This is a genomic window from Klebsiella sp. CTHL.F3a (assembly GCF_019890895.1).
Lineage (GTDB): Bacteria > Pseudomonadota > Gammaproteobacteria > Enterobacterales > Enterobacteriaceae > Klebsiella > Klebsiella grimontii.
Window position 1 is genome coordinate 4,945,942 of sequence record NZ_CP082360.1, and the last position, 20,020, is coordinate 4,965,961.

Sequence of the window (20,020 nt, forward strand, 5' to 3'; positions counted from 1 at the left end):
GCATCTGCTATTTATAGCGGCCTGATTTTTCCCCCAACACGGGGATCGATAGTGCGTGTTAAGGAGAAGCAACATGCAAGAAGGGCAAAACCGTAAAACATCGTCCCTGAGTATTCTCTCCATCGCTGGGGTGGAGCCGTACCAAGTGAAGCCGGGCGAAGAGTATATGAACGAAGCCCAGCTGGCGCACTTCAAGCGCATTCTTGAAGCGTGGCGTAATCAACTTAGGGATGAAGTGGATCGCACCGTAACGCATATGCAGGATGAAGCTGCTAACTTCCCGGATCCGGTAGACCGTGCCGCTCAGGAAGAAGAGTTCAGCCTGGAGCTGCGTAACCGCGACCGCGAACGTAAACTGATCAAAAAGATCGAGAAAACGCTGAAAAAAGTCGAAGACGAAGATTTCGGTTTCTGTGAATCCTGTGGCGTCGAGATTGGTATCCGTCGTCTGGAAGCGCGTCCGACCGCCGACCTGTGCATTGATTGCAAAACGCTGGCGGAAATTCGCGAAAAACAGATGGCAGGCTAATTCACTTCGCTGGCACATCTCTGGCGGGAGCTTTCTCCCGCCCTGATGTTTTAGTCATATCATGAAAGATTCACACTACATCGGGCGCTTTGCCCCCTCACCTTCCGGCGAACTCCACTTCGGTTCATTGATTGCCGCGCTTGGCAGCTATCTGCAGGCTCGGGCGCAGAACGGTATCTGGCGCGTGCGCATTGAAGATATCGATCCGCCGCGAGAAGTCCCAGGCGCCGCGGACACCATTCTTCGTCAATTAGAACACTACGGCCTGCACTGGGACGGAGAGGTACTCTGGCAGTCAAAACGCCACGAAGCTTATCGCGAGCGCCTCGCCTGGCTGCGCGAGCAGGGCCTCTGCTACTACTGCACCTGCACCCGCGCGCGTACCCACGCTATTGGCGGTATTTACGACGGCCACTGCCGGGATTTACGCCTCGGCGCGGAAAACGCCGCTCTGCGCCTGCGGCAAACGCGTCCTGTCCTTGAATTTTACGATCGGCTGCGCGGTACGCTCGTCGCCAATGAGCCGCTGGCGCGGGAAGATTTTATTATCCACCGTCGCGATGGGCTGTTCGCCTATAATCTGGCGGTGGTGGTGGACGATCATTTTCAGGGCGTCAGCGAAATCGTCCGCGGCGCCGATCTTATCGAGCCGACGGTGCGGCAAATTTCGCTCTATCAGCATTTTGGCTGGCAGGCGCCGGACTATATCCATTTGCCGCTGGCCCTCAACGCGCAGGGCAATAAACTGTCGAAGCAAAACCACGCTCCGGCGCTGCCTGAAGGCGATCCGCGCCCGGAAATTGTGCGGGCGTTAACGTTTCTTAATCAGGATGTCATTCAGGAATGGCAGACGCTCTGTATTGAGGATTTACTCAAGTACGCGATAGCGAACTGGCGGCCGGAGCAAATCCAGCATTCTCAAATGCGTTCCGCTGAGCTATGATTAGCCGCTATTTTTTTGTCCTGAAGTCTGTCTGACACTACGAGGTGTACCATTTTTACCCGAGTCGCTAATTTTTGCCGTAAGGTGCTAAGCCGTGAAGAGCGCGAGGCAGAAGCCGCCGTCGAACAATTACATATGACGGTTATCCCGCGCGAGCAGCATGCAATTTCCCGCAAAGATATCAGTGAAAATGCCCTCAAGGTCATGTACAGACTCAATAAGGCGGGCTACGAATCGTGGCTGGTCGGCGGCGGCGTACGCGATCTGCTGCTGGGCAAAAAACCTAAAGATTTTGACGTCACCACCAACGCGACTCCGGAACAGGTCCGTAAGCTGTTCCGCAACTGCCGTCTGGTAGGCCGCCGCTTCCGCCTGGCGCACGTGATGTTCGGACCGGAAATTATCGAAGTCGCCACCTTTCGCGGCCATCATGAAGGCCACACTACCGATCGCATCACCTCCCAGCGCGGCCAGAACGGCATGCTGCTGCGCGACAACATCTTCGGTTCGATTGAAGAAGATGCCCAGCGCCGCGACTTTACCATCAACAGCCTCTACTACAGCGTGGCGGATTTCACCGTCCGCGACTACGTCGGTGGCATGAAAGATCTGCAGGATGGCGTCGTCCGCCTGATCGGCGATCCGGAAACCCGCTATCGCGAAGATCCGGTGCGCATGCTGCGCGCGGTGCGTTTTGCGGCGAAGCTCAGTATGAGCATCAGTGAAGAGACCGCCGAGCCGATCCCGCGCCTGGCGACGCTGCTGCACGATGTGCCGCCGGCGCGTCTGTTTGAAGAAGTCCTGAAGCTGCTGCAGGCCGGCGACGGTTATGAAACCTATATCCTGCTGCGCGAATATAATCTGTTCCAGCCGCTGTTCCCGACCATTACCCGCTACTTCACCGAGCGCGGCGATAGTCCAATGGAGCGCATCATCAGCCAGGTGCTAAAGAATACCGATACCCGCATTCGCAACGATATGCGCGTTAACCCGGCGTTCCTGTTCGCGGTAATGTTCTGGTACCCGCTGCTGGAAACGGCGCAGAAAATCGCTCAGGAGAGCGGGCTGGCCTACTACGATGCCTTCGCGTTGGCGATGAACGACGTGCTGGACGAGGCCTGCCGTACGCTGGCCATCCCGAAACGTATTACCACTCTGGTGCGCGATATCTGGCAGCTTCAGCTGCGGATGTCCCGCCGTCAGGGTAAACGCGCGTGGAAGCTAATGGAGCATCCAAAATTCCGCGCCGCCTACGATCTGCTGGAGCTGCGCGCCGGCGCCGAAAACAGCAGCGAGCTGCAGCGTCTGACCAAATGGTGGGGCGAGTTCCAGGTCGCCGCGCCGCCGGATCAGAAAGATATGCTGGATGATTTAGGCGACGATCCGGCCCCGCGCCGCCGCCACCGTCGTCCGCGCAAACGCGCGCCGCGCCGCGAAGGTAGCGCATGACGCTCGTCTATATCGCGATTGGCAGCAATCTGGCCTCTCCGCTGGAGCAGGTCAACGCTGCCGTTAACGCGCTGGCGGACATACCCGAAAGCCGGGTAATAAGGGTTTCCTCTTTCTACCGCACGCCGCCCCTGGGGCCGCAGGATCAACCTGACTACCTCAACGCCGCCGTCGCGCTGGAAACCGCGCTGGCCGCAGAAGAGCTGCTCAACCACACCCAGCGTATTGAACTGCATCAGGGCCGCACGCGTAAAGCCGAACGCTGGGGACCGCGCACGCTGGACCTCGACATCATGCTGTTCGGCGATGAAGTGATTACTAGCCCGCGCCTGACCGTACCGCACTACGATATGAAAAACCGCGGTTTTATGCTGTGGCCGCTGTTTGAAATCGCCCCCGACCTGCGTTTCCCCGACGGTCCGGCATTACCGGCTGTTCTGGCAAATCTCGGCGCGGAAAAACCCGCTCTCTGGTAATAACCCTTCGTTTTTAACAATTACGGCGATCGTGGTAATCGGTTGCCTAAAACCATTGCCCCCCTGAATGCTGCTGTTAGAATGCCGGTTAATATGACTTTCATCATCAGGAAACGTTATGAAACCGACCACAATCGCCCTGCTGCAGAAATGTAAACAGGAGAAGAAACGCTTCGCCACTATCACCGCCTACGACTACAGCTTTGCAAAGCTGTTCGCCGATGAGGGTATTAACGTGATGCTGGTCGGCGATTCGCTGGGCATGACGGTGCAGGGCCACGATTCCACCCTGCCGGTGACCGTTGAAGACATCGCCTATCACACGCGTGCGGTACGCCGCGGCGCGCCGAACTGTTTGCTGCTCGCTGACCTGCCGTTTATGGCTTACGCCACGCCGGAACAAACCTTTGAGAACGCCGCCATCGTCATGCGCGCGGGAGCCAACATGGTCAAAATCGAGGGCGGTGCCTGGCTGGCGGATACCGTGAAAATGCTTGCCGAGCGTGCGGTACCGGTGTGCGGGCACCTCGGTCTGACCCCGCAGTCGGTGAACGTCTTCGGCGGGTATAAAATTCAGGGCCGCGGCGATGCCGGGCAAGTTCTGCTGGATGATGCGCTGGCGCTGGAAGCGGCGGGCGCGCAGCTGCTGGTGCTGGAGTGCGTACCGGTTGAGCTGGCGAAACGCGTCACCGAGGCGTTAACCATCCCGGTGATTGGTATCGGCGCGGGCAACGTTACTGACGGACAAATCCTCGTCATGCATGACGCTTTCGGTATTACCGGCGGCCATATTCCAAAATTCGCCAAAAATTTCCTGAGCACAGCGGGCGACATGCGCGCCGCGGTACGGCAATATGTTGCCGAAGTGGAGTCCGGCGTCTATCCGGGCGAAGAACACAGTTTCCATTAAGGAGTGTTGTTGTGCTGATTATTGAAACCCTGCCGCTGCTGCGCCAGCATATCCGCCGTTTACGCCAGGAGGGCAAGCGCATTGCGCTGGTTCCCACCATGGGCAACCTGCACGATGGCCATATGAAGCTGGTTGATACCGCCAAAGCCAGCGCAGATGTGGTGGTGGCCAGTATCTTCGTCAACCCAATGCAGTTTGACCGCGCTGAGGATCTGGCGCGCTATCCGCGCACCCTGCAGGACGATTGCGAAAAGCTGAACAAACGGAAGGTCGATTTGGTCTTCGCGCCTGCCGCGGCGGAAATCTACCCGCAGGGTACCGAAAGCCAGACCTACGTCGATGTCCCGGGGCTGTCGACGATGCTTGAGGGCGCCAGCCGTCCAGGCCACTTCCGCGGCGTTTCCACTATCGTTAGCAAACTGTTCAACCTGATCCAACCGGACGTCGCCTGCTTCGGCGAAAAAGACTTCCAGCAGCTGGCGCTGATCCGCAAAATGGTCGCGGATATGGGCTACGACATCGAGATTATCGGCGTACCGATTATGCGCGCGAAAGATGGGCTGGCGCTGAGTTCGCGCAACGGATATCTCAGCGCAGAGCAGCGCAAAATCGCTCCAGGGCTATATAAGGTGATGAATCGCGCGGCGGAGAAACTGGCGGCCGGCGAGCGCAACCTTGATGAGTTGATCGCGATTGCCGGGCAGGAGCTGAACGAACAAGGCTTCCGCGCCGATGATATCCAGATCCGCGACGCCGATACGCTGCTCGATTTGACCGAAAGCAGCCAGCGCGCGGTGATCCTGATGGCGGCGTGGCTCGGCGAAGCGCGTTTGATCGACAACCAGATAGTGGCGCTCACTCGGTAGACACGGGTTAAAAATCGGGCAATACTGCCAGGAATTTCCTCAAGGCGGACGTCACGCCCGCTTTGTTATCGTTAAGCTTTAAAGGTAGACGTTATGATTCGTAATATGCTGCAGGGCAAACTCCACCGCGTTAAAGTCACGCAGGCCGACCTGCACTATGAAGGCTCCTGCGCTATTGATCAGGATTTCCTGGATGCGTCCGGCATCCTGGAAAACGAGGCTATTCATATCTGGAACGTGACCAACGGTAATCGTTTCTCCACCTACGCTATCGCCGCGGAGCGCGGTTCGCGAATTATCTCCGTTAACGGCGCGGCGGCGCATTGTGCCAGCGTCGGTGATATTCTGATTATCGCCAGCTTCGTTATGATGCCTGACGAAGAAGCCCGCGCCTGGCAGCCGAAAGTGGCCTATTTTGAAGGCGAGAATGAAATGAAGCGCCAGGCAAAAGCCATTCCGGTACAGGTTGCCTGATCTACCCCTGCGGCTGGTTGCTTATCAGCCGCGACATGGTTTCCAGCGAATCCGTTCTTAATATATACAGCCTCTTCAATAAGAACGGATTATCCCCCGGTTTTACCTTTCCTCTTACCGTCGTCACTGCCAGATGAAAACCAGCGTCATTCGCCGCCTGAACCGCCGTGGCGTTATAGCTGCCAAACGGGTAAGAGAGATACTGTACGTGCGGATTAAACTGCGCCAGCGCCCGCCGCGAATGCTCAAAATCAAACAGAATATTGTGATAGCTGCGGCTGAGTAGAATTGGATGACGTTCGGCATCAACCCGATGCAGAAAATGGGTATGCGACTGCACGTCAAAAACGTCCTGAATCTGTTTTAGCTCGGAAACACTCATAAACTGCAGCGATTTTGGCGCCCATTTCTGCGGATGGCGCTTAATGCGCGACGAGATAATAAAAGCCGTAGCGTGAAAGCCATACTGCTTGAGAATCGGGTAGGCATAGCGGTTGACCGACTTCAGCCCGTCGTCAAAGGTGATCACCACCGAGCGCGCCGGAAGGTTCACTTTATTACGCAGATAGCCCTCAAGCTGATACATACTCAGCGTGGTATAGCCCTGGTCGCGTAGCCAGGTCATCTGATTGCTGAAGGCGCGAACGGAAGTCGTTGTTGAGGTATGGCGAAAGCGGGTATTTTCTTCATCACGAAGAATATGGTGATAGGTAAGGATGGGGATGCCGTTATCTTCCTGGGCATCAAGGCTGCTCACCCACGCCAGCCGGTTGCCGATGCGAATCTGAAACCAGGTTTGATTCAACCGATCTTTGAGCTTGCTGATAATCGGGTAACGCAAATTACTCGCCAGGGTGCCAAATGGCGCGCTGCCAACGGCGGGGGCATCATATACTGGCGTATCTTTCCAGGTCATGAGGTTTTGGTTGCTCAGGGATTTATGCAGATCGCCCAGGCTGTCCTCAACTCGCTGCTTACCCTGTACCGGCTCCAGGTGGCCTTTATCAATAAAGCCGGTCGCAAAGCCAAAATTAAACTCATAGTAATCCGCCGCCGTCGGTACTACCGCCAGTATTTGTCCTGCACGTACGTTGCCGACGCTCACTACCTGATTGCCCACCTGCGCCCAGATATCGGCATCTTCGGTCGTCTGCATATAACGTGCCGGGACACCCTGCTGGCTTAACAGACTGGCGGAGGCGCCGAGCGTCGTGAACAGGAGGAGTAAAGCAAGAATTCGGGCAAACATGCGCATCGAACCGGTAGACAAGAACTGCCGTCATTGTAACAAAAGCATCATCAATACCAATGCTTAATTCCCGTACGGCTCATGCAGTAGTCGAAAAGGCGGATTTTTTTGCTGTTGATGCCAGAGGCTGCTCACCGCCGGGCCTCCAGCGCTGACAATGGCGTGTCGGAAAGCTTCGCTGCTCAGGTTCTGGCGCAGCAAATACATACTTTCCAGTAATGAATAGTCGATCCCGGAAATCACTTCACAGTGGGTGTGCTTATGGCTCATCAGCGCCGCCACGCGATAAGGCGCCGCGCCGGTTTTATCGGTCAGAAAAATAACCCCTTCTCCGCCATCCGTCTCGTGCAGCGCGTCGCACATCATGCGGCTCAGCATATTGCTGCTGAGATTACGCCAGTAGTTAACCGCCCGACACTGCGTCAGCGGCCCAAACTTTTTCTCCAGACGATCCAGCATCTCCTGCGCCAGTTCGTCATGACAGGTAATCACCCAACCTAACATCGCCTACCTCCTTAGCAGGCAAACAATTTAGCAAGGGAAGCGATAAATATCGGTGATGGCAATCAAAATTGTTTGCTGGCGCTTCGCTTAACTGCGCAGCGAAGCGCCATGAACGGCTAAATTAGCTGCGCAGCCCGCGCCCGCGCTGGATCAGATACCAACACAAAATATAAAATGCGACGATAAACACCACCAGCACGCCGAAGGTGGTGGCCAGCGGAACATCGTTAATCCCGAGGAAGCCGTAGCGGAAGCCGCTGATCATATAGACAATCGGGTTCAGATGCGACAGGCCTTGCCAGAACGGCGGCAGCAGGGTCAGCGAATAAAAAACCCCGCCGAGGTAGGTCAGCGGCGTCAGCACGAAGGTCGGAATGAGGCTGATATCATCAAAGGTTTTGGCAAACACCGCGTTCAGCAGACCGGCCAGTGAAAATAACACGGCGGTCAGCACCAGGGTCAGGGCGACAAATACCCACGAGTGAACCTGGAACGGTACGAAAAACAGCGAAATCGCCGTCACCAGAATCCCGACGCACAGACCGCGGGCAACGCCGCCGCCCACATAGCCGGCGATCACCACATGGGTGGGGACCGGCGCGACCAGCAGTTCTTCAATATTGCGCTGAAATTTCGCGCTGAAGAATGATGAAGCGACGTTGGCGTAAGCGTTGGTGATCACCGCCATCATAATCAGCCCCGGCACGATAAACTGCATATAGGTAAAACCGTGCATTTCACCGATGCGCGAGCCAATCAGGTTACCGAAAATGACAAAGTAAAGGGTCATCGTTATGACCGGCGGCACCAGCGTCTGGATCCAGATACGCATAAAGCGATGGATCTCTTTGGTCCAGATGCTTTTCAGCGCGACCCAATAAAGCTGCATCATGCCGATTCTCCTTTCCGATCGTGTACCAGCGTGACAAACAGCTCTTCCAGACGGTTAGCTTTGTTACGCATACTTAATACCTGTATTCCCTGCGCGCTCAATTGCGTAAATACGCTGTTAATCCCCTGCTCGCGCAGCACCTCAACCTCCAGCGTCGACGTATCAACCAGACGATACTGATAGCCTTCCAGTACCGGTAACGGGCTTTTGGGAGCCAGATCGAGAATAAAGGTTTCTGATTTCAGCTTGGAAAGCAACGCCTTCATCGACGTGTTTTCCACCAGCTCGCCGTTCTGAATAATACCGATATTGCGACACAGCATTTCGGCTTCTTCCAGATAGTGGGTCGTCAGGATGATCGTGGTGCCTTTATCATTCAGATCTTTCAGGAATCCCCACATCGAACGACGCAGCTCAATATCCACTCCCGCCGTTGGCTCATCGAGAATCAGCAGCTTCGGTTCATGCATCAACGCACGGGCAATCATCAGGCGGCGCTTCATGCCGCCGGAGAGCATCCGCGCGCGTTCGTTGCGCTTTTCCCAAAGATCGAGCTGTTTGAGGTACTTTTCGCTACGGGCGATGGCTTCTTTGCGCTCAACGCCGTAGTAGCCCGCCTGGTGAATGACAATCTGCTGTACGGTTTCAAAGGGGTTAAAGTTGAACTCCTGCGGCACCAGGCCGAGCTGGCGTTTGGCGTTAACCACATCCTTTTGCAGGTCATAGCCAAACACGTTGACCTCACCGGAGGTTTTGTTCACCAGCGAACTGATAATGCCGATAGTGGTGGATTTTCCCGCGCCGTTCGGCCCCAGGAGCGCGTAAAAATCGCCCGCTTCTACCTGAAGATCGATTCCGCGCAGCGCCTGAACCCCGCCGGGGTAGGTTTTTTTGAGCTGTTTTAGTTCCAGAGCAATGGTCATTAAATGTCTCTTCTCGTGTCGTGACACGCGATGGGTTGTTTTAAAAAATGTGAGGTTAACCTATATTAGCGCAACGCACTTACTTGGTTACAGGCCCGTAAACATCCATGAACGATATAGATACACTCATCAGCAACAATGCACTATGGTCAAAAATGCTGGTGGAGGAAGACCCCGGTTTCTTTGAGAAACTGGCACAGGCGCAAAAGCCGCGCTTTCTGTGGATTGGATGTTCCGATAGCCGCGTTCCCGCTGAACGTTTGACCGGCCTGGAACCTGGCGAGCTGTTTGTACACCGTAACGTCGCCAACCTGGTGATTCATACCGATCTGAACTGTCTTTCCGTGGTGCAATACGCGGTCGACGTACTGGAAGTCGAACACATCATTATCTGTGGCCACTACGGCTGCGGCGGCGTGCAGGCGGCGATTGAAAATACCGAGCTAGGCCTTATCGACAACTGGCTGCTGCATATTCGCGATATCTGGTTTAAGCACAGCTCGCTGCTGGGAGAAATGCCCGAAGAGCGCCGCCTTGATACGCTGTGTGAATTGAATGTGATGGAGCAGGTTTACAACCTTGGCCATTCAACGATTATGCAGTCGGCGTGGAAGCGTGGACAGAAAGTGACGATTCACGGCTGGGCCTACGGTATTCACGACGGCATGTTACGCGATCTGGACGTGACCGCCGTCAGCCGCGAAACGCTGGAACAGCGCTATCGCCATGGAATTTCCAACCTTAAAAGCAAGCACGTCAATCACAAGTAATTCACGCGCCCCTCTTAATATCCCGGATAAGCCGGGATAGAAACTCCGCGTTACTCGTCCAGCAGCGTCACTTTGCCGATATATGGCAGGTGGCGATAGCGCTGAGCATAGTCGATGCCGTATCCCACCACGAACTCGTCCGGGATCGCAAAACCAACAAACTCAACCGGCACCTTCACTTCGCGGCGGCTTGGCTTATCGAGCAGTGTACAAATCGCCAGCGATTTCGGTTCACGCAGGCTGAGGATTTCGCGTACTTTTGACAGCGTGTTGCCAGAGTCGATGATGTCTTCCACGATCAGCACATCTTTACCGCGGATATCCTCATCCAGGTCTTTGAGGATTTTGACGTCACGGGTGGTAGACATGCCGCTACCGTAGCTGGAGGCGGTCATAAAATCGACTTCATGCGGTACCTGAACTTCACGGCACAGGTCGGCCATAAACATAAACGAGCCACGCAACAGCCCCACCAGCACCATTTCGCTGCCGCTATCTTTGTAGTGCTCGTTGATTTGGCGACCGAGCTCAGCAATACGGGCTTTGATCTCGGTTTCCGGGATCATCACTTCTACAGTATGTTTCATAAAACTAACCATTTGATTCTTAATGTAAATCATCAACTCCGCTGCGATTGCACCGACGTTGACCGGCAAGCCACGCAGTATACCAGCAAAAAGAAATATACGATGCAGTGATTAATAAAGCCCATTTTGTGATTCCGATCACACTTGTTAAATCCTATAATTAATTGCAGTTAAAAAATTAACAAACAAACGAGTGTCCTTCTATGGCAGAAACAAAATCTCAACAATCACGGTTACTCGTGACGCTGACGGCTCTTTTTGCAGCGTTCTGTGGCCTATATCTTTTAGCAGGCGGGGCCTGGCTGGTCGCTCTTGGCGGCTCATGGTACTACCCTGTCGCAGGTCTGGTGATGCTGGCCGTCACCGTCATGCTGTTTCGCGGTAAGCGTTCTGCGCTTTGGCTATACGCCGCACTGCTGCTCGCCACCATGATCTGGGGCGTATGGGAAGTTGGCTTCGACTTCTGGGCGCTGACTCCGCGTAGCGACATCCTGGTCTTCTTCGGCATCTGGCTTATTCTACCGTTTGTCTGGCGCCGCCTGCCGATTCCCTCCTCTGGCGCCGTTGCCGGGCTGGTTGTCGCCCTGCTGATTAGCGGCGGCATCCTGACCTGGGCTGGCTTCAACGACCCGCAGGAAGTTAACGGTACGCTGAGCGCTGATGCAACGCCAGCAGCGCCAATTTCCGAGGTGGCCGATGGCGACTGGTCGGCGTATGGCCGCAACCAGGAAGGCCAGCGCTACTCGCCGCTGAAGCAGATTAACGCCGATAACGTGAAGAACCTGAAAGAGGCATGGGTATTCCGTACGGGCGATCTCAAGCAACCTAACGATCCGGGTGAAATCACCAATGAAGTCACGCCGATTAAAGTTGGCGACACGCTCTATCTGTGTACCGCCCACCAGCGCCTGTTCGCGCTTGATGCGGCCACCGGTAAAGAAAAGTGGCATTTCGATCCGCAGCTCAACGCGGACCCGTCTTTCCAGCATGTGACCTGCCGCGGCGTTTCATATCATGAAGCCAAAGCAGATAACGCGCCGGCGGAAGTGGTTGCCGACTGCCCGCGCCGCATTATTCTTCCGGTCAACGATGGCCGCCTGTTCGCCATCAATGCCGAAACCGGTAAGCTGTGTGAGTCCTTCGCCAATAAAGGCATTCTCAACCTGCAAACCAATATGCCTGTCACCACGCCGGGCATGTATGAACCCACTTCACCGCCGATTATTACCGATAAGACAATCGTCATCGCCGGCGCCGTGACCGATAACTTCTCCACCCGCGAGCCGTCAGGCGTTATTCGCGGCTTTGATGTGAACACCGGTAAACTGCTGTGGGCCTTTGATCCGGGCGCGAAAGATCCCAACGCAATTCCTGATGATGAACATCATTTCACTCTGAATTCACCAAACTCCTGGGCACCAGCGGCCTATGACGCGAAGCTGGATCTGGTCTACCTGCCTATGGGCGTGACCACCCCGGATATCTGGGGCGGCAACCGTACGCCTGAACAAGAGCGCTATGCCAGCTCCATCGTGGCGCTAAACGCCACGACCGGTAAACTGGCGTGGAGCTACCAGACCGTTCATCACGATCTGTGGGATATGGATATGCCGTCTCAGCCGACGCTGGCGGACATTGACGTGAACGGCAAAACCGTGCCGGTGATTTACGCTCCGGCAAAAACCGGTAATATTTTTGTCCTCGATCGCCGTAACGGCGAGCTGGTCGTCCCGGCGCCGGAAAAACCGGTTCCGCAAGGGGCGGCGAAAGGTGACTACGTCGCGAAAACCCAGCCGTTCTCCGACCTGAGCTTCCGACCGAAGAAAGACCTGACCGGCGCGGATATGTGGGGCGCCACCATGTTCGACCAGCTGGTGTGCCGCGTTATCTTCCATCAGCTGCGCTATGAAGGGATTTTCACCCCACCGTCAGAACAAGGTACGCTGGTCTTCCCGGGTAACCTGGGGATGTTCGAATGGGGCGGTATCTCCGTCGATCCGAACCGCCAGGTGGCGATTGCTAACCCAATGGCGCTGCCGTTTGTATCAAAACTGATCCCTCGCGGACCGGGTAATCCGATGGAGCAGCCAAAAGACGCCAAAGGTTCCGGTACCGAAGCCGGTATTCAGCCGCAGTACGGCGTCCCTTACGGCGTCACGCTCAACCCGTTCCTGTCACCGTTTGGTCTGCCCTGCAAACAGCCAGCATGGGGCTATATCTCCGCGCTGGATCTGAAAACCAACGAAGTGGTGTGGAAAAAACGTATCGGTACGCCGCAGGATAGCCTGCCGTTCCCGATGCCGGTTAAGCTCCCGTTCACCATGGGTATGCCGATGCTGGGCGGCCCAATTTCGACGGCCGGCAATGTGCTGTTTATCGGCGCGACCGCGGATAACTACCTGCGCGCTTACAATATGAGCAACGGCGAGAAGTTATGGCAGGCACGTCTGCCGGCAGGCGGTCAGGCGACGCCGATGACCTATGAAGTGAATGGCAAGCAGTACGTTGTCATCTCTGCGGGCGGTCACGGTTCATTTGGCACGAAGATGGGCGACTATATCGTCGCTTATGCTTTACCGGACGACGCGAAGTAAACAAAGAAGGCCCGGTTTCCGGGCCTTCTCTCTATGGCACATCTCTCTCTTTTCGAGCGAAGCGAGCCCGCTTAGACGGCCTACACCGTAAATCCAAGCATCATCCCCGTATCTTCATGCTCCAGCAGATGGCAGTGCGCCATATAGGCATGCTCTTTCGGCGCATCGTGGTCAAATTTCACCAGCACTTCACTCACATCGCCTTCCACCCTGACGGTATCTTTCCAGCCGCTCCGGTGGGGTGCCGGCGCTTTACCGTTTTCGGACAAAATACGGAACTGAGTACCGTGAATATGGAAAGGATGCAGCATCATGTCGCCTTTGCCGGAAATCACCCACCGCTCATATTGCCCTTTCGCCGCCGCAAACAGGGGAACATTCATATCAAAGGCTTTACCGTTGATCCGGTTTGCATTATGGAAATCAAAACTTTGATGACCGTGCTTCATCTGCGCCATGCCGCCATGATTCATGTTTCCGTGATTCATATTCCCCATATCGCCATGATTCATCATCATGCCATGGTCCATACCGGACATCGCCTGGTCGCCATATTTTTGCATCAGCGCCTGCATGCCCATCATATCGAGCATCGGATCCATAGAGAGCTGCAGAGTACGTTGAGTAAGCCCCTGAAGAGAGGGCAGCGCTGGCATAGCGGCCAGAACATCCGGCAGCTTACCCGAAGCCTGGATAGTCAGTGGCTGCACGCGTAACACCGGCTGCGGCCGATCAAACGGAGCAACCGCCATCCCCATCTGGTTAACCGGGAGTGTAATTACATCAAAGGGTTTTCCGTCAGTGGTATCCACCAGCACTTCGAAACGCTCCCCCATCAACACCGGCAGCTCGTTGACTTTCACCGGCTCAGCCAGCAGACCACCATCGCTTGCCACCACATACATGGGCCGCTTATCGCTGGTGGCGAAATTCAAAGAACGCGCATTACAACCGTTAAGCAGACGCAACCTTAGCCAGCCGCGAGGCGCGGCATGTTCCGGGTAGAGTGCCCCGTTAGTCATCAGCGTATCGCCAAACCAGCCAACGGCTGCGCTCATAATATCGAGCTGATAATCAATCTCTCCCGCTGAGGTGAACTTTTTATCCTGCACAATCACCGGAACATCATCAATTCCCCACTGCTTTGGCAAGAGCAGCTTTTCGCTTTCCGCATCAGAAATCAATACCAGCCCCGCCAGCCCCATCGCGACCTGCCTGCCAGTTTTGCCATGTTGATGAGGATGGAACCAACAGGTCGCCGCCCGCTGCGTTGGGGTAAAGCTCACCGTGCGGGAGCCTCCGGCGGCAATCACGCCCTGGGGACCGCCGTCAACGGCGCCAGGAACCTCGAGACCGTGCCAGTGTACGGTGGTCTCCTCCGCCAGCCGGTTATGAATATCGATGGTTGCCTGCTCACCCTGCTTAAGCTGTAGGGCCGGGCCCAGCAGATTACCGTTATAGCCCCAGGTGGTCGCAAGATGAGAGCCGAACTGCGTTTTTCCGGCCTGGATGATTAACGAGATGCGATTGCGCGCGTCGGCGGTAAGTAGCTCCGGTACAGGCAAAGATGGACGACTGGCGGCGAAAACCGAGCGGCTCCATAGCGGCAATGCGCTGGCTACGCTGACCGCAGCGGTTAGTTTAAGAAACTCACGACGTTGCATTTTCACATCCTTTTTATTCTGCTGGTGAATAATTGAGCTTAAACCCTCCCCTAACAGGAAGGTCAAGCAGAAGAGTAAGAATAAAGCTCGGCGCAGTGTAACGAAGTATGCTAACGTTGTTTGTCCGTGATTCAATGGTAGAAAAAATGAAGACGCTTTTCAGAACAATAGTGCTTGGCAGCCTGCTCACTCTCTCCGCCAATAGCTATGCATTAAGCGAGTCCGAAGCGGAGGATATGGCTGATTTAACGGCAGTATTCGTCTTCCTGAAGAACGACTGCGGTTATCAAAATCTGCCTAACACACAGATTCGCCGCGCCCTGGTCTTTTTTGCTCAGCAGAACCAGTGGGATTTAAGCAATTACGACAGCTTCAATATGAAAGCGCTGGGTGAAGATAGCTACCGGGACCTCAGCGGAATCAAAATCCCCACCACCAAAAAATGTAAAGCGCTGGCGCGTGACTCACTAAGCCTGCTTGCTTACGTGAAATAATCCCCCTGATTTCAACAAATCGGTAGCCGTGAGAATACGGCTATGATGCGCCGTAATAATAGTGGTTCAATTAACTGCGCGCTTTAATTTATATCTCAATTCATAGAATTCAATGATAATTCAAACTTAATTCATTAAGCACTTGATTCATTAATAAAACAAATATAAAAAATAGATTTCCAAAAACAAAACTCTAATATTGCAATCTTCTTTTTTGCACACTATTATCGCCCGATAACACTCCTTTTTTATCAATGGAATGAAACCTTGAACATATCCTTATTTACACGCATAGCGCCTGTGGCTGTCATTTTATTAGTCGGCTGTAATTCAATACAGTCCAGGCAATCCGCCAGATTAATGAAACCATTATCTGATACGACATTAAGCCAACAACAAACGGAACAGCAGAGAGTCGCCGATGAGCAAGCGCGTCTGGACTCCTGCCGCAAGGCTCTTGAATCTCTGAAAGAAGTGAATCCAAAGCAGGCAGACAAACTCGGTAATGAGTTCACCGCCCTCCTGAGTGCTGCAACCCAATATAATTCTGTTCGCAGTAAAGTGGCTGAACCGACAAAACAGGGGATCGATTCGATGTACCAGTTCAAATCAATCAAGCTATGCGCTGATATTGAAAAGGCACTGATAGATAGTCTTGTTAAACGCGGTGAAAATGTTCAGCTATGAACGGAAAAATAGCTAAAAACTTCAATTCGGTATCGCTGGCAGCAGTGTTTGTGCTGGCGCTATCGCCGAACGCCTATGCGGAAAAAGATGCGCTGATAAGCGTCACAGCGAGTTCAAGCAGTGACGCTTCAGGCCCTGCATTTTTAAATTACGCTAAAGAGCAGCAGGCGCAAGAAAGTCGCGAGCCAGTAAAGCCCGTTGAGGAAAAAAACAATAATACAAAAACCACCAATAAAAAAAGCGTTCAGAATACTAATGATATTTCCCGTCAGGCTGCAATAATTTCTCAAAAAGATAAACTTATCCGCCAGCTTCGACAGCAGCTGGAAGCTAAACCCGCAACGATTAATGCCGCAGCAGATAGCCAAAAAGAGCTGACGGATAAAATTCAGCTGCTTGAGAAAAAATTAGCAACTGCTGTAGCCGAAAAACAACGATTAATAGAAAAAGAGCTAACGACCGCAGCTGAAATAAAACAGGAGGTGGGCCAACGTAATGCCTCCGAAGATAAAATTCTGCAGCAAGAAAAAAAGCTGGTATTAGTAGAATCCGCAAAACAAAAAGTTGAGCTGCAGCTGACTGAGGCAACCGCTGAAAAGCAGACGCTGATAAAGAAACTCGCCGCAGCGGAAGCGGAAAAGCAAGATACGGCCTCTAAGCTCACGGCTGCGGCATCAGACAAACAAGCGCTCATGAGCAAGCTCGCTGCTGCTGAGTTATCTCAACAGCAAGTGCTCGCAAAATTCACTGCGGCTGACGCCGTCAGGCAGACGCTACAAACGAAGCTAGAGGCGTCTGAAACAGATCATAAAGCCGTGATAGCGAAGCTCGCCGCCTATGAAACAGAACAAAAGGATTTAACGGCAAAACTGGCGGCTGCGGGGGTAGAAAAACAGGCGCTCACCGCTAAACTCGATTCCTTTATCATCAGCAAGCAGCAGTCATCCCTTCAGGCGGATGCCGCCGATAAAGACAAAGCCCTACTGCAGGCCAGCGCAGATGAAATTGCCCGGCTAAAGACCATGCTTGCTGATGCCGAAGCTAAAAAACCAGCGGCTATCGACCTTGCCAAAGAGTCCCTGCAGCAGGCTTACGCTATCGGCGTATCGATGGGTGATGAAGTGTTACAGCTCTTATCCACCCGGGATTCCCAGGGTGTAAAAATGAGCAAAGATACCGTACTGCAGGGTATCCAGGATTCTTTTTCCGGAAATATCGCCCTTGATGAGAAAGCGCGCAATAAAGCTTTGTTCGATGTGTCTAAAGAAGTCTTTCAGAACCTGAAGAAGATCGAACAGCAAACGCTTAGCGAAGGAAAGAAATATCAGCAAAAGTTCGCGAAGCAAAAAGGGGTGGTATTGAAAGATGGCGTTTACAGCCGCATAGATTATGCCGGTAAGGGCAAGATTCTCGATAGCGATATCGTTACCGTCACCATCAAAGAAACGCTTATCGACGGAACAGTCATTAACGATATGGAAGCGGAGGGTAAAGTGTGGTCTCAATCCCTGAAATCTTATCCTCCCCTGTTCCTTGGCCCCATAAAACGGCTGGGAAATCACGGGGCTGTTACGGTCGTGATCCCTCCCGAACTGGCCTACGGCAGCAAGGGCAAGCCGCCTAAAATCCCGCCGGGAGCGACCATGGTATATTCGCTCAGAATCGTTGACGCCACAGCAGCAGAACCGCAGGCTAAAAAACCCTGATCCTTGCGCCTTCCGCCGGGGGAGGCGTTCCCAATTTTCTTATCACGCCTCATTTGCTGAAATATCCGCCGTGCATCATCTTCTATAGTTGGCTATGATGTTGCGCTCATTTTAATGGGTGTAACAGATGTTAACAAAGGAGGATCTGCCCGTGGCCGATAGCAATCTGTGGCATGAAACGCTGCACGACCATTTTGGTCAGTATTTCAGCGTTGATAACGTTCTGTATCATGAGAAAACCGATCACCAGGATTTAATCATTTTCGAAAATGCGGCGTTTGGTCGCGTGATGGCGCTGGACGGGGTGGTACAAACCACCGAGCGTGATGAGTTTGTCTACCATGAAATGATGACCCATGTTCCGCTAATGGCCCACGGTCAGGCGAAACATGTGTTAATTATCGGCGGCGGCGATGGTGCCATGCTGCGCGAAGTCTCTCGCCACGGTAATGTCGAAAGCATCACCATGGTAGAAATTGACGCTGGCGTGGTTTCGTTCTGTCGTCAATATCTGCCTAATCATAACGCTGGCGCGTACGACGACCCACGTTTTACGTTGGTCATTGACGATGGCGTCAATTTTGTTAACCAAACGGCGCAAACGTTTGACGTCATTATCTCCGATTGCACCGATCCTATCGGTCCCGGCGAGAGCCTGTTCACTTCCGCATTTTATGAAGGCTGTAAACGCTGCCTCAATCCTGGTGGGATTTTCGTCGCTCAGAACGGCGTCAGCTTCCTGCAGCAGGATGAGGCCGTCGATAGCCATCGTAAACTCAGTCACTACTTTAGCGATGTGAGCTTCTATCAGGCGGCGATTCCAACCTATTACGGCGGCATCATGACCTTCGCATGGGCCACGGACAACGAAGCCCTTCGCCACCTTTCCAGCGAAATCATCCAGGCCCGCTTTCATAAATCGAACCTGAAGTGCCGTTATTACAATCCGGCAATTCACGCGGCGGCATTTGCTTTACCGCAATATTTACTGGATGCGCTATCCACTGTTAAGTAAGGGGGTGATCTAAATTGAAAAAATTGAAGCTGCACGGCTTTAACAATCTGACCAAAAGCCTGAGTTTTTGCATCTATGATATCTGCTACGCGAAAACGGCAGAGGAGCGCGATGGCTACATCGCCTATATTGACGAGCTCTATAACGCCAACCGCCTGACAGAAATTTTGTCCGAGACCTGTTCAATTATCGGCGCTAATATTCTCAACATTGCGCGTCAGGATTATGAGCCACAAGGGGCCAGCGTGACGATCCTGGTCAGCGAAGAGCCTATCGATCCGCAGCTTATCGATCAGACAGAACACCCGGGCCCGCTACCGGAAACCGTTGTGGCGCATCTCGATAAAAGCCATATCTGCGTTCATACCTATCCTGAAAGCCATCCTGAAGGCGGGCTGTGCACCTTCCGCGCCGATATTGAAGTCTCAACCTGCGGGGTCATTTCACCGCTGAAAGCCCTGAATTATCTGATTCACCAGCTAGAATCCGATATTGTCACCATTGATTATCGCGTTCGCGGTTTTACCCGTGATGTGAACGGCATGAAGCACTTCATCGATCATGAAATTAACTCCATTCAGAACTTCATGTCCGAGGATATTAAGTCTTTGTATGACATGGTGGACGTGAACGTTTACCAGGAGAATATTTTCCATACCAAGATGCTGCTTAAGGAATTCGACCTCAAGCACTACATGTTTCACACCAGGCCGGAAGATTTAACCGAAGAAGAGCGCAGGGTCATCACCGACCGGCTGTGGAAAGAGATGCGTGAAATTTACTACGCAAGAAATATACCGGCGGTGTAACGCCCGGCGGAGCACGGAGGCTCCGCCAGACTTAGCGCTGCTGCATAAACTCACGATAGGCGGCAACGACCTGTAAAAAATCTTCAATACCGCACAGCGAGAGGCTTTCTTCGTCGTAGTAGCTCATTCCTTCTTCTATCTCATCGCCAGAAAAATCCAGCTGATTGGCGCGGATCATCACTTCTTCCCCATCCAGCCATAATGTGTATTCATGACCGGCACGCTGCCAGGAACGTTCGCTACCTTTGACGGTGCGCGCGGCCTGCTCAACTTCATCAAGCAGGGTAAGGTTATCTTTAACCTCTTCGTTGAACCAGTGGCCGATAGCCTCATGATCCATCGACATTCGCACCTTGACCACTCCGGTAATATCGCGCAGAAATTCGTAATCCATAGTCTTTTCCTCTGCAAGGGCAGTGCGTCACCGCTGCACTGTACCCATAGCGTCATTATCGCAGCAGTAAGGGAGAAAAAAAGCG

General features: G+C 53.6%; 21 protein-coding genes. 14 read left to right on the top strand and 7 right to left on the bottom strand.

Going from position 1 to position 20,020, the window contains the following annotated elements; all coding sequences use genetic code 11:
* Positions 1-73: 73 nt before the first annotated feature.
* From dksA to panD, 7 genes are all read left to right on the top strand, one after another.
* Positions 74-529, top strand: a complete 456-nt coding sequence (gene dksA, locus K7H21_RS23215) for an RNA polymerase-binding protein DksA (protein ID WP_004098689.1) — start codon at positions 74-76, stop codon at positions 527-529.
* Positions 530-590: 61 nt separating this feature from the next.
* Entirely contained in the window at positions 591-1,472 is an 882-nt protein-coding gene (gene gluQRS / locus K7H21_RS23220) for a tRNA glutamyl-Q(34) synthetase GluQRS (RefSeq protein WP_004129053.1), read from the top strand.
* Positions 1,473-1,523: 51 nt separating this feature from the next.
* Positions 1,524-2,921 (top strand): polynucleotide adenylyltransferase PcnB, encoded by a 1,398-nt coding sequence (gene pcnB, locus K7H21_RS23225; protein ID WP_071830632.1) that lies wholly within the window; start codon positions 1,524-1,526, stop codon positions 2,919-2,921.
* On the top strand, positions 2,918-3,397 hold the full coding sequence (folK, locus tag K7H21_RS23230) for a 2-amino-4-hydroxy-6-hydroxymethyldihydropteridine diphosphokinase (protein ID WP_004129049.1): 480 nt from the start codon (positions 2,918-2,920) through the stop codon (positions 3,395-3,397). Before pcnB ends, folK begins: the two co-directional genes overlap by 4 nt.
* A 118-nt stretch (positions 3,398-3,515) precedes the next feature.
* Positions 3,516-4,307: a 3-methyl-2-oxobutanoate hydroxymethyltransferase gene (gene panB, locus K7H21_RS23235; protein WP_004098680.1), complete on the top strand. Its 792-nt coding sequence runs from the start codon at positions 3,516-3,518 to the stop codon at positions 4,305-4,307.
* Positions 4,308-4,318: 11 nt separating this feature from the next.
* The gene (panC, locus tag K7H21_RS23240; RefSeq protein ID WP_004129047.1) at positions 4,319-5,173 is read left to right on the top strand and encodes a pantoate--beta-alanine ligase; all 855 of its coding nucleotides are present in this window, start codon (positions 4,319-4,321) and stop codon (positions 5,171-5,173) included.
* A 93-nt stretch (positions 5,174-5,266) separates the two neighbouring features.
* The gene (gene panD, locus K7H21_RS23245; protein ID WP_004129045.1) at positions 5,267-5,647 is read left to right on the top strand and encodes an aspartate 1-decarboxylase; all 381 of its coding nucleotides are present in this window, start codon (positions 5,267-5,269) and stop codon (positions 5,645-5,647) included.
* 1 nt (position 5,648) lies between these two features.
* On the opposite strand, the gene K7H21_RS23250 is transcribed toward panD, so the two are convergent.
* From K7H21_RS23250 to K7H21_RS23265, 4 genes are all read right to left on the bottom strand, one after another.
* A complete protein-coding gene (locus tag K7H21_RS23250; protein WP_142474194.1) occupies positions 5,649-6,902 on the bottom strand; it encodes a polysaccharide deacetylase family protein in 1,254 nt (417 codons plus the stop codon).
* Between the two features lie 57 nt (positions 6,903-6,959).
* Positions 6,960-7,400 carry a PTS sugar transporter subunit IIA gene (locus K7H21_RS23255; protein WP_049114769.1) on the bottom strand — a complete coding sequence of 147 codons (441 nt, stop codon included), beginning with the start codon at positions 7,398-7,400 and terminating at the stop codon, positions 6,960-6,962.
* Positions 7,401-7,521: 121 nt separating this feature from the next.
* A complete protein-coding gene (locus tag K7H21_RS23260; RefSeq protein ID WP_004129040.1) occupies positions 7,522-8,292 on the bottom strand; it encodes an ABC transporter permease in 771 nt (256 codons plus the stop codon).
* Positions 8,289-9,215, bottom strand: coding sequence for an ABC transporter ATP-binding protein (locus tag K7H21_RS23265; protein ID WP_004872112.1), 927 nt, complete (start codon positions 9,213-9,215; stop codon positions 8,289-8,291). Before K7H21_RS23265 ends, K7H21_RS23260 begins: the two co-directional genes overlap by 4 nt.
* A gap of 107 nt (positions 9,216-9,322) precedes the next feature.
* On the opposite strand from K7H21_RS23265, the gene can reads away from it, so the two are divergent.
* Positions 9,323-9,985 (top strand): carbonate dehydratase, encoded by a 663-nt coding sequence (gene can / locus K7H21_RS23270; protein ID WP_004129036.1) that lies wholly within the window; start codon positions 9,323-9,325, stop codon positions 9,983-9,985.
* Positions 9,986-10,035: 50 nt separating this feature from the next.
* Here can and hpt read toward each other — a convergent pair whose 3' ends face one another.
* Positions 10,036-10,572 carry a hypoxanthine phosphoribosyltransferase gene (hpt, locus tag K7H21_RS23275; RefSeq protein ID WP_014227950.1) on the bottom strand — a complete coding sequence of 179 codons (537 nt, stop codon included), beginning with the start codon at positions 10,570-10,572 and terminating at the stop codon, positions 10,036-10,038.
* Between the two features lie 203 nt (positions 10,573-10,775).
* Between hpt and K7H21_RS23280 the strand changes: the two genes are divergently transcribed.
* Positions 10,776-13,166 carry a glucose/quinate/shikimate family membrane-bound PQQ-dependent dehydrogenase gene (locus K7H21_RS23280; RefSeq protein ID WP_004129034.1) on the top strand — a complete coding sequence of 797 codons (2,391 nt, stop codon included), beginning with the start codon at positions 10,776-10,778 and terminating at the stop codon, positions 13,164-13,166.
* Positions 13,167-13,246: 80 nt separating this feature from the next.
* On the opposite strand, the gene cueO is transcribed toward K7H21_RS23280, so the two are convergent.
* A complete protein-coding gene (cueO, locus tag K7H21_RS23285; protein WP_049114770.1) occupies positions 13,247-14,830 on the bottom strand; it encodes a multicopper oxidase CueO in 1,584 nt (527 codons plus the stop codon).
* A gap of 146 nt (positions 14,831-14,976) precedes the next feature.
* Here cueO and K7H21_RS23290 point away from each other — a divergent pair, with 146 nt between their 5' ends.
* The 5 genes from K7H21_RS23290 (at position 14,977) to speD (ending at position 19,541) form a co-directional block, all read left to right on the top strand.
* Positions 14,977-15,324: a YacC family pilotin-like protein gene (locus K7H21_RS23290; protein ID WP_004872121.1), complete on the top strand. Its 348-nt coding sequence runs from the start codon at positions 14,977-14,979 to the stop codon at positions 15,322-15,324.
* Between the two features lie 267 nt (positions 15,325-15,591).
* A complete protein-coding gene (locus K7H21_RS23295; protein ID WP_032742041.1) occupies positions 15,592-16,011 on the top strand; it encodes a hypothetical protein in 420 nt (139 codons plus the stop codon).
* Complete coding sequence (locus K7H21_RS23300) at positions 16,008-17,717, top strand: FKBP-type peptidyl-prolyl cis-trans isomerase N-terminal domain-containing protein (protein ID WP_223035397.1); 1,710 nt, start codon at positions 16,008-16,010, stop codon at positions 17,715-17,717. Before K7H21_RS23295 ends, K7H21_RS23300 begins: the two co-directional genes overlap by 4 nt.
* Positions 17,718-17,868: 151 nt before the next feature.
* On the top strand, positions 17,869-18,732 hold the full coding sequence (gene speE, locus K7H21_RS23305; RefSeq protein ID WP_223035398.1) for a polyamine aminopropyltransferase: 864 nt from the start codon (positions 17,869-17,871) through the stop codon (positions 18,730-18,732).
* Between the two features lie 14 nt (positions 18,733-18,746).
* On the top strand, positions 18,747-19,541 hold the full coding sequence (gene speD, locus K7H21_RS23310; protein ID WP_004108061.1) for an adenosylmethionine decarboxylase: 795 nt from the start codon (positions 18,747-18,749) through the stop codon (positions 19,539-19,541).
* Between the two features lie 31 nt (positions 19,542-19,572).
* On the opposite strand, the gene yacL is transcribed toward speD, so the two are convergent.
* Positions 19,573-19,935 carry a protein YacL gene (gene yacL, locus K7H21_RS23315; RefSeq protein WP_004129024.1) on the bottom strand — a complete coding sequence of 121 codons (363 nt, stop codon included), beginning with the start codon at positions 19,933-19,935 and terminating at the stop codon, positions 19,573-19,575.
* Positions 19,936-20,020 lie beyond the last annotated feature (85 nt).